We start from the raw sequence: 14,318 nt of genomic DNA, 5'->3' as shown, positions 1-14,318 counted from the left end.
TGCTAGCGGATTACGCGGGGTCAGCGTTTGTTCAGTGCGTCGTACAGCTCGGGGCGACGGTCGGTGAAGTAGCGGTTGGCGGCGCGGGAATCGGCCATCAGGCGCCGGTCCAACTCGCCGACGATCAAGGCTTCGTCCAGCCCGGCCAAGGCGATGCGGCTGCCGTCGGGCGCGGCGATGCTGCTCTGGCCGCAGTAGTGGATGTCGCCTTCGTGGCCGCAGTAATTGGCGTAGGCCACGTAGCACTGGTTTTCGAAGGCGCGGGAACGGACGGTGACGTCGGCGATGAAGTCGTACGGCACCATGTTCGCCGTCGGCACCAGGATCAGCTCGGCGCCTTGCAGGGCCAGGCGCCGGGCGTTCTCCGGGAACTCCACGTCGTAGCAGATCAGGAAACCGAGCTTCCAGCCGTTGAGCTCGACGATGGGGAAATCATCTTCGCCGGGGCTGAACATCGACCGGTCGAGATCGCCGAACAGGTGCGTCTTGCGGTAGTTGCACAGGCGCTCGCCCTGGGCGTCGATCAACTGCACGGCGTTGTAGATCTGCCCGTCGACGGTGCGTTCCGGGTAGCCGTACAGGATCGCCAGGCCGGCCGCCTTGGCGATCCGTCCGATCTGTTGCGCCCATTCGCCGTTGTAGACCTCGGCCAGCGTACCGACCGCTTCCTGGCCGATGTTGTAGCCGGTCATGAACATTTCCGGCAGCACCAGCAGGTCGGCGCCCTTGGCCTCCATCGCCACTCGCTGGAGGCGCTGCAGGTTGGCGGCCGGCTCCAGCGGCTGCGGCGGACATTGGTAAAGGGCTACGCGCATCAGGGATTCCTCTTACTCGGGCAAGGCGACAGGGCCGATGTCTTTGAACACGTCACCCGGGCCCGGGTTCTCTTTATGGGTGGCGCCGCCGAAGTGTTTCATGATTCCCCACACCGCGTTGAGCGAAGTCTGCACCGCGCCTTCGACCCACGCCGGCGTCCAAGACACGTCGTCCCCGGCGATGAAGATCCCGCGCTGCTCGGCCGGCATCTCGTCCTGCATGAAATGCGCGTACATGCGCTGGTTGTAGCGGTAGTGGCCGGGCAGGGCGCCTTTGAAGGCGCCGAGGAAGTGCGGGTCGGCTTCCCACGACACGGTGATCGGATCGCCGATGATGCGCGAGGCGATGTCGACCTTCGGGTAGATCTTCTTCAACGCATCCAGCGCCAGTTTCACGCGCTTTTCCACCGGGTGCGGGAGCATCTTCAACGCGTCGCTCATCCACGAGTACGACAGGCAGATCACGCCCGGCTTGTCGTCGCCGTTGTCGAACAGGTACGTGCCGCGGGTGAGGCGGTCGGTGAGGGTCATGCTCATCAGGTCGCGGCCGGTTTCCGGATCCTTGTCCTTCCAGAACGGCCGGTCGACCATCACGAAGGTCTTCGACGACTGCATGTAGCGGGTGCGGTCGAGGGCCATCCACATCTTTTGCGAGAACAGGGATTCTTCGCACTCGATCTGGGTGGTCAGCAGCCAGCTCTGGCAGGTGGTCAGCACGGCGGCGTACTCGCGGGTGTCGCCGTTGTTGTCGGTGACGGCGAAGCGGCCGCCCGGCGCGTGGGCGATCTTCTTCACGCCCGAGCGCGGCGCGCCGCGGTGCAGCGATTTCAGGCTGGTGCCTTGCGGCCAGTGCACGCAGCGCTCCGGCACGTGCCGCCAGATGCCTTGCGGCACCTGTTCCACGCCGCCGACCACCAGGTGCTGGTGATCGTCGCAGTTGGTCATCACCACGCGGAAGATTTCCAGCATCGAGTTGGGGAAGTCCGAGTCCCAGCCGCCGGTGCCGAAACCGACCTGGCCGAACACTTCGCGGTGGTGGAACGACAGTTTGGCGAACGCCTTGGACGAGGCGACGAAGTCATAGAACGTGCGGTCGTCCCACAGCGGCACGAGGGTGTTCCACAGTTCCTTGAGGCGCGGCACGTCGCGGTCGCGGATCGCCTGCTGGATCTCGCCGAAGCGCGCGCCGTCTTCCAGGGCGTCGGCCCAGGCGTCGGCCACTTCCTGGAACAGTGCAGGAAGATCCGCCAGTTTCTGTGCGTAATGGGTCTTGCCTTCCAGGTCGATCACGGTGCTGCCGGAAGCCGGCGTCAGCGGGTTGGGGAAGGGCTTGGTTTCCAGGCCGAGCTTGTCGACATAGTGGTAGAACGCGGTGGACGACACCGGGAAACGCATCCCGCCCAGTTCCGCGACGATGCCGTCGGTGCCGTTGAACGCCTGGGAGCGCAGGCGGCCGCCCAGCTTCGAGGCCTCGTAGACCACCGGCTTGAGGCCCAGCTTCATCAGTTCGTACGCGGCCACCAGCCCGGCGATGCCGGCGCCGACGATCGCCACTTCCGCGCCGTGGTGCTGCTCGGGAATGCTGCCCAGGCCGGCCGGGTGTTCGATCCAGTCGTCGAAGGCGAATGGGAAGTCCGGGCCGAAGATGGTGACCGGTTTTTTACCGTCTGCAGGATGGCGATTGTTCTTGTTCATGGCTGACCTTGCTGGCGACCCGACGCCGGATGAGCGTCTGAGTATAGGAAAAGATGCCGGCCATTCTAGGGAGCGCAGAACACGTTAATAAGACGCAAAGTGTCGTCGTTATGCTGTTTTATAAGTCGATATGACGAACTCAATGTGCATAGTGACCAGTGCGGACGGGAGCCTGCTCGCGATGAGGCCCGACCGCGCAGCCAAAATGCCAAGCCCGGCGGTCAAACCGGCTGCCCCCGGTCAATCTTGCTGCTCAGGATGATCGACGTGGTCGTCTTCTCCACCCCGTCCACGCTGCCGATCTGGTCGAGCAACTGATCCAGCTGCTCCGGCGATTCGGTGCGCAGCCACGCCACATAATCAAATTCGCCACTCACCGCGCACAGTTGCTGCACCTGCGCCATGGCGCTGAGCCGGCGCAGCACCTCTTTACCGGAGCGCGGCTGCACGGTGATGCCCACATACGCCTGCAATCCGCCGTCCACCACCCGCTGACCCAGGCGCACGCCGTAACCGGTGATGACCTTGGCCTTTTCCAGCCGCGCCAGCCGTGACGTCACGGTGGTGCGGGCGATACCCAAGTGCCGCGCAAGCATCGCCACGCTCTCGCGGGCGTTGATTTGCAGGGCGGCGATCAGTTGGCGGTCGATTTCGTCGAGCACGGGCGGGCGGATGTCAGGCAAAGGGCGTCTCCAGGGGCGCGGACTGATGGGCTGCATGTTACAGATTCAGGCGGGAGAGCGCTTACGTCCGATAATCGAACGGTTTTTTGGACTATCCGGTTCATTTCTATTGCGACAAATTGCCATAAGTAACCGTCCGGTACATTATTCCGCCCTTGTCACAAATGGGAAAACGTGTCCGACATGAACAATTCTGGGGCTGCCGCCGGCAGCAAATGGCTGCTGCGCGGTCTGGGTGTGTTGATTGCCTTGATCGGGCTCGGCCTGGCCGGCGGCGGTGGCTGGCTCGTCATCTTGGGCGGCAGCGCGTACTTTTTGCTGATGGGCCTGGCGATGCTGGTGTCCGGGGCAATGATCGCCCGTGGCCAACGGCAAGGGGCATGGCTGTACGGCGTCGCGTTGATCCTCACCGTGATCTGGGCCGTGTGGGACGCTGGCCTGGAGTACTGGCCTCTGGTTTCCCGCGTGCTGACCTTCGCCGTGATCGGCTTCGTTGTGGCGCTGGTCTACCCGACGCTGGCGCGGGTCTCCGGCACCAAGGTGGGGCGAGGCACCTACGGGCTGGCGGGCGTGCTGGGCGTCGGCATCGCCGCGAGCCTGGCCTACATGTTCGTGCCGACCCATGTGGTCGAAGCCTCCAGCGTGCCGGCCGTCACCCCGGTCGTGCCGGGCACGGAGCAGAAGGACTGGGCCCACTGGGGCAACACCACCGCCGGCAACCGCTTTGCCGCGCTGGACCAGATCAACAAGGCCAACGTCGACAAGCTCCAGGTGGCCTGGACCTTTCACACCGGCGACATCCCGCAGAGCACCGGCGCCGGCGCAGAAGACCAGAACACTCCGCTGCAGATCGGCGACACGGTCTACACCTGCACCGCCTACGGCAAAGTCTTCGCCCTCGATGCCGATACCGGCACCCAGCGCTGGAAATTCGATCCCCAGGGCAGCGCGCCGAACTGGCAGCGCTGCCGGGGATTGGGCTACTTCGAAACGACTTCGGGCGCGTCGGCCGCTGCCCCGGCAGCCTGTGCGAAACGTCTGTTCCTGCCGACCGGCGATGCGCGCCTGATTGCGATCAACGCCGAAACCGGCGAGCCCTGCGCCGATTTCGGCGACAAAGGCACCGTCGACCTGAAGACCGACATGGGCGAAGTCAAACCGGGCTACTACCAGCAGACCTCGACCCCGCTGGTGGCCGGCGACGTGGTGATCATCGGCGGCCGAGTGGCCGACAACTACTCCACGGGCGAGCCCCCGGGCGTCATCCGCGCCTACGACGTGCGCAGCGGCGAGCTGGTGTGGGCCTGGGATCCGGGCAACCCGAACATCACCAAACGCCCGCCACCCGGTGAGACCTACACCCGGGGCACGCCGAACGTGTGGTCGGCCATGTCCTACGACGCCAAACTCGGGCTGGTCTACCTGCCGACCGGCAACGCCACCCCGGACTTCTTCGGCGGCCAGCGCACCGAATTCGACGACAAGTGGAGTTCCTCCATCGTCGCCCTCGACGTGAGGACCGGCCAGGTGCGCTGGCACTTCCAGACCACCCACCACGACCTGTGGGACTTCGACCTGCCGGCGCAGCCGCTGCTGTACGACCTGCCGGACGACCGGGGCGGTACGCAGCCGGCGCTGGCGCAGGTGACCAAGCAGGGTGAGATCTTCCTGCTCAACCGCGAGACCGGCAAACCGATCGCCCGCGTCGAAGAACGCAAGGTGCCGCAAGGCAACGTGCCCGGCGAACGCTATTCGCCGACCCAGCCGTTCTCGGTGGAAATGCCCTCCATCGGCAACCAGACCCTGACCGAATCCGACATGTGGGGCGCCACGCCGTTCGATCAACTGATGTGCCGCATCCAGTTCAAGGGCATGCGCCACGAAGGCGTCTACACCCCGCCGGGCATGGATCGCGCCTTGCAGTTCCCCGGCTCCCTCGGGGGCATGAACTGGGGCAGCGTGTCGGTGGATCCGAACTCCCATTACATGTTCGTCAACGACATGCGCCTGGGCCTGGCCAACTACATGATCCCGCGCAACCGAATCGCCGCCGGCGCCAGCGGCATCGAGATGGGCGTGGTGCCGCAGGAGGGCACACCGTTCGGCGCGATGCGCGAGCGCTTCCTGTCGGCGGCGGGCATTCCGTGCCAGAAGCCGCCGTTCGGCACCATGTCCGCCATCGACCTGAAGACCCGGAAACTGGTCTGGCAGGTGCCGGTCGGCACCGTGCAGGACACCGGGCCGCTGGGCATCCGCATGCACCTGCCGATCCCGATCGGCATGCCGACCCTGGGCGCCTCGCTCGCCACCCAGTCCGGCCTGCTGTTCTTCGCCGGCACCCAGGACTTCTACCTGCGCGCCTTCGACACCGGTACCGGCGACGAAATCTGGAAATCCCGCCTGCCGGTGGGCAGCCAGTCGGGGCCGATGACCTACGTGTCGCCCAAGACCGGAAGGCAGTACATCCTGCTGACGGCGGGCGGGGCCCGGCAGTCGACGGATCGCGGGGATTATGTGATTGCGTATGCGTTGCCGCGGTAAGGGCTGAGACGCAGACATGAAAATGCCGCGCATTGGCGCGGCATTTTCATGGGGTTCGATTCGCGGATTGAGCGTGCCCAAAATGCAGGGCAAAGAAAACCCGCTCAATTTGTGCATAGCTGCTGACGCAACCATAGGCATGGCGGGTATGTTAAGGGCAAGCCCAGGTTCAACCGTCTTGCGTTGCAAGTCTTTTGCTGACTGAGCGATCGGCGGGAATGCCAGTTTTTGCATAGATGGTTTCGTCGGGTGGCAGTTGATCAGGCACTCAAGCCAGGTTGCTGAATGTCAGAGGCTATCTGCGGGAATACACTCGATCAATGCAACCAACCATCGCCAATCACACCTTCAGAAATTGCCTACAGCTTTCGCGGTAATCTTCCGAGCATTGCACTCGGGAAGACCGGGTTCGCCAAACAGCCGCCCAAGAAAAAGCCGCGCATTCGCGCGGCTTTTTGGTGTCTGGTGGGCCCACACGGACTCGAACCGTGGATCAAAGGATTATGAGTTGCCTGGAGACGCTGCAAACCCAGTGAAACCGTGCGTAGCTTAGCGCAGGCATAGTTAGCTGGAAGTAGCGTGGTTACTGGTGTTTAGCGTAACTTGGCGAAATGGGTGGGAGCTGGGCACTGTACCGCCAGTGTATTGTTTTTTGTACCGCGGAGCGGTCAGGTTTTTCGGCCATGACGTTGTTCTCCTGGTAAAAACGTGATCAAGGTTGTTGCAAGGTGGCAATTGCACACCTAAGATGCCCGCCTTCTCTCACCCGACAGCAAAGGAGGTACATCATGCAACAGTTGATCACCCTTTGCAGGTCGCGCCTGGCTTGATCGCATTCGCCGCTACTCGTTAGCGGTACCGCAACGCCCGGCCTCTGGCCTGCCAATCCGAACATCTTTTTGTTTCAACCCATCAGGATTGGACTATGGGCACTTGCATTCGCAATTTGTCCGACGGCGCCGTATTGGTCGCCGCGGACGACACCTGGATCGAAGGAAAAGCGATCCAACAACTCGAAACCACCGCTCGCCTAGGGGGCATGCATCGGGTGGCCGGCATGCCGGACCTGCATCCGGGGCGTGGCTATCCGGTCGGCGCGGCATTCTTTTCCGTGGGGCGTTTGTACCCGGCACTGGTCGGCAATGACATCGGCTGTGGCATGGCGCTGTGGCGCACGGACATCCCGACCGCCAAGCTGCATCTGGACAAGCTGGAGAAACGCCTTGGCAACCTCGACCTGCCGCTCGACGAGACGTGGCAGGAGGCCGTCGCCAGCTTCGGTTTGCCTGCCACGGGGCACGAGCGTTCTCTAGGCACCATTGGTGGTGGTAACCACTTCGCCGAGCTGCAGCAACTCGATGAAAACTACGACGATGCGGCCCTGGCAGCCTTGGGCATCGAGCGCAAACACCTGCTGTTGCTGGTGCACAGCGGCTCGCGTGGTTTGGGCGAGGCGATCTTGCGTGAGCAGGTCGACCTGTTCGGTCATCACGGACTGGAGGCGGGCAGCGAGGCCAGCACTCATTACCTGGGCCGGCACGACGGCGCGCTGCGTTTTGCCGAAGCCAACCGTCAGCTGATTGCCCGGCGCATGCTCGACCGCTTGCGTGCCGATGGCGATGTACTGCTCGACATCAACCACAACCTGGTGTCGCCAGCGCAGGTCGACGGGCTCGATGGTTGGCTGCACCGCAAAGGCGCCACACCGTCGGATCAGGGGGCGGTGGTGATCCCTGGTTCGCGCGGCGACTACAGCTACTTGGTACAGCCGATCGCCGACGAGCGCAGCCTGTTGTCCCTGGCCCATGGCGCCGGACGCAAATGGATGCGCAGCGAGTGCAAGGACCGCCTCGCCTCGCGCTACAGCGTCGAGCAACTGAGTCGTACGGCACTGGGCAGCCGCGTGATCTGCGCCGACCGGGCGCTGATCTACGAGGAAGCGCCGGAGGCCTACAAGGCTATCGACTCGGTGGTGGGTGCCTTGCGTGAAGCGGGGTTGGTTCGCGTGCTGGCACGGCTGAAACCGGTGCTCACCTACAAGACGCGCGGAGGGTGCTGCTGATGATCCTACTGCAACTCTCGGCGGCTCAGGGGCCGGAAGAATGTGCCCTGGCAGTGGCCAAGGCATTACTCAGGCTGCAGGCCGAAGCGGATGCCCAGGCCGTGGCGGTACGGATACTCGAAGAAGAGCCGGGGCCGCGGCGCGGTACCTTGCGCTCGGTGTTGTTGGCACTGGATGGCGAGCAGGCCGAGCGCCTGGCGGATCACTGGACGGGCTCGCTGCAATGGACGTGCAGCAGTCCGTACCGGCCGGGGCATGCGCGCAAGAACTGGTTCTTCGGGGGCGCACGGTTTGCGCCACCGGCACCGGAATTGGCGAGCGAGATCCACTTCGAGGCCTTGCGTTCGTCCGGGCCGGGTGGTCAGCATGTCAACACCACCGACTCGGCAGTGCGCGCCACGCACCTGGCCAGCGGCGTCAGCGTCAAGGTACAGAGCGAGCGTAGCCAGCACGCCAACAAGCGCTTGGCGCTGCTGCTCATCGGTCAACGCCTGGCGCAACAGGCGGAGCAGGCCGACAGCGAACTGCGCGCGGAGCGGCGGTTGTTCCATCACCGCATCGAGCGTGGCAATCCACGTCGGGTGTTTCGTGGCGAGCGCTTCGAGCCGGCTGACGAGTAGATTGCGTGCGAATAGTCGTCGAGCAAAAGTCAGGCCGGGCGGCGTAGGCGATGCCGGCCCCACAAAAACGGATGAGGAAAGGACCCGGCTCGCACTCGGGTTTACGAGTTGCAAATGAGCATTCCGTATCTGAGGCGATCCCGCCAAAAACGCAAAAGCCGCGCATTCGCGCGGCTTTTTGATGTCTGGTGGGCCCACACGGACTCGAACCGTGGACCAAAGGATTATGAGTCCTCTGCTCTAACCGACTGAGCTATAGGCCCTCAGTAGGCGGCGGATTATAGCGACGGTTTGGCGGCTGTGCTATCCGAAAAATCCGATACGGCGATGCGCAGAAACGTGGCGGCGAATTCTTCGGGCGGCAGGGGCAGGCTGACGATGTAGCCCTGGATCTGTTCGCACCCTTCGGCGGCGAGGAACTGCTCCTGGGCCTGGGACTCCACGCCTTCGGCGATCACGGTGAACTGCATGCTGCGGCCCAGGGCGATGATGGCGCGGACGATGGCCGCGTCGTGCGGGTCATCGGGCAGGCCGCGGACGAAGGACTGGTCGATCTTGAGGATGTCCAGCGGCAGGCGCTTGAGGTAGCTGAGCGAGGAATAGCCGGTGCCGAAATCGTCGATGGCCAACTGCACGCCCAGGCGTTTGAGCTGGTGCAGCACGGCGAGGGCTTCTTCGGCCTGGCTCATGATGAAGTTTTCGGTGATCTCCAACTGCAAGAGGTCCGGCCTGAGGCGGTTGTCCTTGAGCAGTTGCTCGATGCGGCCCAGCAGGTTCGGCTGGCGCAGTTGGGCGCCGGCGAGGTTGACCGACAGCGGGCCGAGGCTTTCGTAGATCTGGCTCCATTCGAACATCTGTCGGCAGGCGGTCTCCAGCACCCAGTCGCCGATCTGCAGGATCATGCCGTTCTCTTCGGCCAGCGGAATGAAATGCTCCGGCGGCACCTCGCCGAAGTTGGGGTGGCGCCAGCGGATCAGGGCTTCGGCGCCGACCAGGCGGTGGTCGTCGAGGCTGATTTTCGGCTGGTAGTAGAGGTACAGCTCATCGCGTTCGATGGCCCGGCGCAGTTCGTGCTCCAGCGCCACGCGTTCGCTGGCCTGGGCCGTGAGGTCGCGGGTATAGCTTTCGACGCGGTTGCGGCCCTTGGCCTTGGAGCGGTACATCGCCGCGTCGGCGTTCTTGACCAGCGTGGCCACGTCGCAGCCGTCGCGGGGATAGAGGCTGGTGCCGATGCTGGCGCTGATGAAGAACTCGTGCTCGCCGGCCTGGAACGGCGCGCTGAAGCAGTGCAGCAGCTTGTTGGCGATGTGGTCGGCGTCGCTGGCCTGCTGCAGGCCGGGCAGCAGGATGATGAATTCGTCGCCGCCCAGGCGGGCGACGGTGTCGATGTCGCGCAGCTGTTCCTTCAGGCGCACGGCGATGCCCTTGAGCAAAAGGTCGCCGACCGGGTGGCCGAGGCTGTCGTTGATGTGCTTGAAGCGGTCAAGGTCCAGGAACAGCACCGCGCCCTGGCCGCCGTCCTCCTGTTGGCTGTTCAGTGCCATGAGCAGCCGGTTTTCGAACAGGGTGCGGTTCGGCAGGCCGGTGAGGGGATCGTGGTGGGCTTGATAATCGAGCTTGGCCTGGGCGTGCTTGAGGCTGGAGATGTCGGCGAACACCGCGACGAAGTGGGTGATGGAGCGGTCGCGGTTGCGCACGGCGCTGATGGTCAGCCAGCTGGGGTAGAGTTCGCCGTTCTTGCGCCGGTTGGAGATCTCGCCCTGCCAGTGGCCTTCGTCGGTCAACTGGTGCCACATGGCGGCATAGAAGGCGCTGTCGTGCAGGCCGGACGCCAGCAGGCGAGGGGTATGGCCCAGGGCCTCGCTTTCGCTGTAGCCGGTGATCTCGGTGAAGGCGCGGTTGACGGCGCTGATGTGCTGCTGGGTGTCGGTGATCAGCACCCCTTCGGCAGTGCTTTCGAACACCGTGGCCGCCTGTTGCAGCTTCTCCTGCATCAGGTGCCGTTCGGTGATGTCCCGGGCGATGGTCAGCATGCAGTCGTCCTCGCCGATCGGCAGGGGGCGGCTGGAGACTTCGCAGAGGCGGATCTGCCCGTCGCTGCGGCGGATGTGGCAACTGAAGTCGCGCACGTAGCCGTCGCGGTGCAGCAGGTCGAGCATCTGCTTGCGTTCGTTGAGGTTGACCCAGATCCCGAGGTCCAGCGCCGAGCGGTCCACCGACATGGCGCTGTTGTAGCCGGTGATGCGGCTGAAGCCTTCGTTGACCTCCAGCAGCAGGCCGTCGCTCTGGCGCGACAGGAGCAGGCCGTCCGGAGAGGCGTGGAAGGCCTTGGCGAACTTCTCCTCGGAAGTCTGCAGCTGCTGCTGGGTTTCCTTGAGCTGGGAGATGTCGCGCACCACCACCACCAGGGCCGGGGTGGTGTCCAGGTCGAACGGTTCGGCGGAAATCAGGCCGGTGAACAACTGGCCGTTGCTGCGCCGAAAGGGCATCTCCAGGTTGCGGATGCTGCCGGCCTGCAAGCGCTGCAAGAGTCCCGGGCCGACACCGGGAATCCCCCAGATGTTGAGTTCGGTGGCGGTCTGGCCGATCACCTCTTCGGCCTTCAGCCCGATCTGCTCCTCGAAGGCTTCGTTGACCTCCAGCAGGCAGCCGTCGGAAAGCCGGGCGATGACCAGGATGTCCGGGCACTGCTGGAACACCGAGGCGAACTTCTGTTCCGACTGCCGCAAGGCTTCCTCGGTGTGCTTGGCTTCGCTGATGTCGATCATCAGTCCGCGCATCACCGGCTCATGGCCGTGTTCGATCAGGCTGACGATGTCCCGTACCCACAGGCAGCGGCCGTCGGCGGTGATCACCCGGTAGTCGAGGCTGTGGTCGCGCCGGGCCTGCACTTCCTGGTCGCAGAACGTCTGGGCCCGGGTCAGGTCCGCCGGGTGGATGATGTTGCGCCAGAAGCCCGGAATCAGCCAGTGGGACAGCGGGTAACCGAGCAGATCCTCGGCGTGCGGCGAAACGTAGCTGTAGGTGAAGTCGCTGATCCGCGCTTCCCAGGCGATGGCCGACAGGCTTTCCACCAGGCCCCGGTAGTGGTATTCGCTGCTGCGCAGTTCCTGTTCGAGGTCGATGCGCCGGGCAATCTCCGAACTCAAGCGGCGGTTGATGCGGATCACCACCGCCAGCACGCTGACCAGCAGCAACAGGCCAGGAAGTCCGTAAACCAGAAGATCGGACCAGAAAGTCCGGTGATCGAGGACGTTGCCGACCCAATGCTCCTGGATGCTGCTGATTTCCTCCAGGGACATGTCGGCCAGCACCTTGTCCAGGATGCTCACCAGCATCTTGTTGTCCCGGGGTACGGCCATCGCGAGTTGATAGCGGTAGGGTGTTTCGCCGCTGACGTACAGGCCGTCGAGCTTGAGCTGGCGCAGGCTCCAGACGCTGGAGGCGAGGTCGCCGACCACGGCGTCCACTTCGTCGGTCGCCAATGCCTGCAGCGCCGAGCTGACGTTGGGCATGGCCACCAGGTTCAGGTCGGGATGGTGGGTGCGCAGCAATTCATGGGGCGCGTAGTTTTCCACCACGGCGATCTTCAGGCCGTAGAGATCATCCAGCTTGCGCGGCTGCGGGCCGCCGACGTGGGCGAGGATGACGATCGGGAAGTCCAGGTAGGGGCGGGTGAACGACAGGTAAGTCTGGCGTTCGGGGGTGGACATGATGCCCGGCAGCAGATCCAGGCTGCCCTTCTTGGCCTGTTCCAGCACCACCGTCCAGCTCACCGGCTCTATGGGCGTCAGCTTGATCGCCAGGCGCTGGCGGATCACGTCGATGTAGTCCGCCGCCAGGCCCTGGTAGCGGTTCTGGTCGTCACGGAACTCGAAGGGCGGCCACGAGGCGTCGACACCCAGGCGCAAGTCCGGGTGAGCCGCCAGCCAGGCACGTTCTTCGTCGGTCAGAGTCAGCGCGCCAGCCGTTGCGGTCCAGGTGATCAGCGACAGCAAAAACAGCACGGTCGGCAGTCTGGGCATAACGGTCTCGTTATGGCTCGGGGGAATGTTTCGAGTGTAGACGGGCTGTGCCGGGGGGAGGGGAACGGGGGGGATTTAATCTGCGGCAAAACAAAACCCCCGGCCTGGGCCGGGGGGTCTGGTGTCACTCGTCGAGGAAGGAGCGCAGATGCTCGCTCCGCGTCGGGTGGCGCAGCTTGCGCAGCGCCTTGGCTTCGATCTGACGGATCCGCTCACGGGTCACGTCGAACTGCTTGCCGACCTCTTCCAGCGTGTGGTCGGTGTTCATGTCGATGCCGAAACGCATGCGCAGTACCTTGGCTTCACGGGCGGTGAGGCCGGACAGCACTTCGCGGGTCGCTTCCTTGAGGCTCTCCACGGTGGCGACATCGATTGGCGACTGCATGGTCGAGTCTTCGATGAAGTCACCCAGATGGGAGTCTTCGTCATCACCGATCGGGGTTTCCATGGAGATCGGCTCTTTGGCGATCTTCAGTACCTTGCGGATCTTGTCCTCAGGCATCTCCATGCGCTCGCCCAGCTCTTCCGGCGTCGGTTCGCGACCCATTTCCTGCAGCATCTGGCGGGAAATGCGGTTGAGCTTGTTGATCGTCTCGATCATGTGCACCGGGATACGGATGGTGCGCGCCTGGTCGGCGATCGAACGGGTGATGGCCTGACGGATCCACCAGGTCGCGTAGGTCGAGAACTTGTAGCCGCGACGGTATTCGAACTTGTCCACCGCCTTCATCAGGCCGATGTTGCCTTCCTGGATCAGGTCGAGGAACTGCAGGCCGCGGTTGGTGTACTTCTTGGCGATGGAGATCACCAGACGCAGGTTCGCCTCGACCATCTCTTTCTTCGCGCGGCGGGCCTTGGCCTCGCCGATCGACATGCGACGGTTGATGTCCTTGATCTCGGCGATGGTCAGGCCGGTTTCGGTCTCCAGCGCGGTCAGCTTCTGCTGGCAACGGATGATGTCCGGCTGCAGGCGGGCAATGGCTTCGGCGTACTTGCCCTTGCCTTTGGCCAGGGCGTCGGACCAGCTTTCGTCGACTTCGTTGCCCGGGAACTGGCGCAGGAAGTCGGCACGCGGCATGCGGGCGTCACGCACGCACAGCTGCATGATCGCGCGCTCTTGCTGGCGCAGACGGTCCAGGGCGCTGCGGACGCGCTCGACCAGGCCTTCGAACTGCTTCGGCACCAGTTTGATCGGCATGAACAGGTCGGCCAGGATCAACAGCTCGGCAATCGCCGCCTTGTTGTGGCGACCGTGCTTCTTCAGCGCCTTGCGGGTGATTTCCATCTGCTCGGCGACAGCGCCGAAACGCTGGGCGGCGATGATCGGGTCCGGACCGCTTTCGGCTTCTTCTTCGTCATCGGAAGATTCGGCGTCTTCGTCGTCGTCGGACTCTTCCTCTTTCGCGGCCTTGGCGTCGATCGGCGGCGGCACTTCGGCGGCCGGCGGCGCAGTGCCGTCGTCCGGGTCGATGTAGCCGCTCAGAACGTCGGACAGGCGGCCGCCTTCGGAAGTGACGCGGTCGTATTCGGAGAGAATGTGCTCGACGGTACCCGGGAAGTGGGCGATGGCGCTCATCACTTCGCGGATGCCTTCTTCGATCCGCTTGGCGATTTCGATCTCGCCTTCACGGGTCAGAAGCTCGACCGTACCCATTTCGCGCATGTACATGCGCACGGGATCCGTGGTGCGGCCGATATCGGTCTCCACCGCCGCCAGCGCGGCAGCGGCTTCTTCCGCAGCGGCCTCGTCGGTATCGGCGTCGGCCAGCATAAGGGCGTCCGCATCCGGAGCACTCTCGTGTACGGGGATCCCCATGTCGTTAATCATGCGGATGATGTCTTCCACCTGCTCCGGATATTTCAGATCCGGAGCAGGT

General features: G+C 64.0%; 8 protein-coding genes and 1 tRNA gene. 3 read left to right on the top strand and 6 right to left on the bottom strand.

Features of this window, described 5'->3' with window-relative positions:
• Positions 1 to 20: 20 nt before the first annotated feature.
• From ACIP0B_RS03755 to ACIP0B_RS03745, 3 genes are all read right to left on the bottom strand, one after another.
• On the bottom strand, positions 21 to 815 hold the full coding sequence (locus ACIP0B_RS03755; RefSeq protein WP_400829897.1) for a carbon-nitrogen hydrolase family protein: 795 nt from the start codon (positions 813 to 815) through the stop codon (positions 21 to 23).
• Between the two features lie 12 nt (positions 816 to 827).
• The gene (locus tag ACIP0B_RS03750; protein ID WP_400829896.1) at positions 828 to 2,510 is read right to left on the bottom strand and encodes a flavin monoamine oxidase family protein; all 1,683 of its coding nucleotides are present in this window, start codon (positions 2,508 to 2,510) and stop codon (positions 828 to 830) included.
• A gap of 221 nt (positions 2,511 to 2,731) precedes the next feature.
• Positions 2,732 to 3,193 (bottom strand): Lrp/AsnC family transcriptional regulator, encoded by a 462-nt coding sequence (locus ACIP0B_RS03745; RefSeq protein ID WP_400829894.1) that lies wholly within the window; start codon positions 3,191 to 3,193, stop codon positions 2,732 to 2,734.
• A gap of 183 nt (positions 3,194 to 3,376) precedes the next feature.
• On the opposite strand from ACIP0B_RS03745, the gene ACIP0B_RS03740 reads away from it, so the two are divergent.
• From ACIP0B_RS03740 to prfH, 3 genes are all read left to right on the top strand, one after another.
• Positions 3,377 to 5,734, top strand: a complete 2,358-nt coding sequence (locus ACIP0B_RS03740) for a glucose/quinate/shikimate family membrane-bound PQQ-dependent dehydrogenase (protein ID WP_400829893.1) — start codon at positions 3,377 to 3,379, stop codon at positions 5,732 to 5,734.
• Between the two features lie 925 nt (positions 5,735 to 6,659).
• The gene (locus tag ACIP0B_RS03735) at positions 6,660 to 7,796 is read left to right on the top strand and encodes an RNA ligase RtcB family protein (protein ID WP_011531823.1); all 1,137 of its coding nucleotides are present in this window, start codon (positions 6,660 to 6,662) and stop codon (positions 7,794 to 7,796) included.
• A complete protein-coding gene (gene prfH / locus ACIP0B_RS03730; RefSeq protein ID WP_400829891.1) occupies positions 7,796 to 8,416 on the top strand; it encodes a peptide chain release factor H in 621 nt (206 codons plus the stop codon). Before ACIP0B_RS03735 ends, prfH begins: the two co-directional genes overlap by 1 nt.
• Before the next feature lie 186 nt (positions 8,417 to 8,602).
• Here the strand turns inward: prfH and ACIP0B_RS03725 are convergent.
• The 3 genes from ACIP0B_RS03725 to rpoD form a co-directional block, all read right to left on the bottom strand.
• Positions 8,603 to 8,679: transfer RNA gene (locus tag ACIP0B_RS03725), tRNA-Ile, on the bottom strand.
• A 15-nt stretch (positions 8,680 to 8,694) separates the two neighbouring features.
• Positions 8,695 to 12,441 (bottom strand): bifunctional diguanylate cyclase/phosphodiesterase, encoded by a 3,747-nt coding sequence (locus ACIP0B_RS03720; protein WP_400829889.1) that lies wholly within the window; start codon positions 12,439 to 12,441, stop codon positions 8,695 to 8,697.
• 124 nt (positions 12,442 to 12,565) lie between these two features.
• Positions 12,566 to 14,318 (bottom strand): RNA polymerase sigma factor RpoD (gene rpoD / locus ACIP0B_RS03715; protein WP_400829888.1); only part of this gene is annotated, 1,753 nt, incomplete at its 5' end.

Source organism: Pseudomonas sp. NPDC089534, from assembly GCF_044749305.1.
Taxonomy (GTDB): Bacteria; Pseudomonadota; Gammaproteobacteria; order Pseudomonadales; family Pseudomonadaceae; genus Aquipseudomonas; species Aquipseudomonas ekonensis.
Note: the sequence above shows the minus strand (reverse complement) of the source record. Positions and strands in the feature narration are given on the sequence as shown.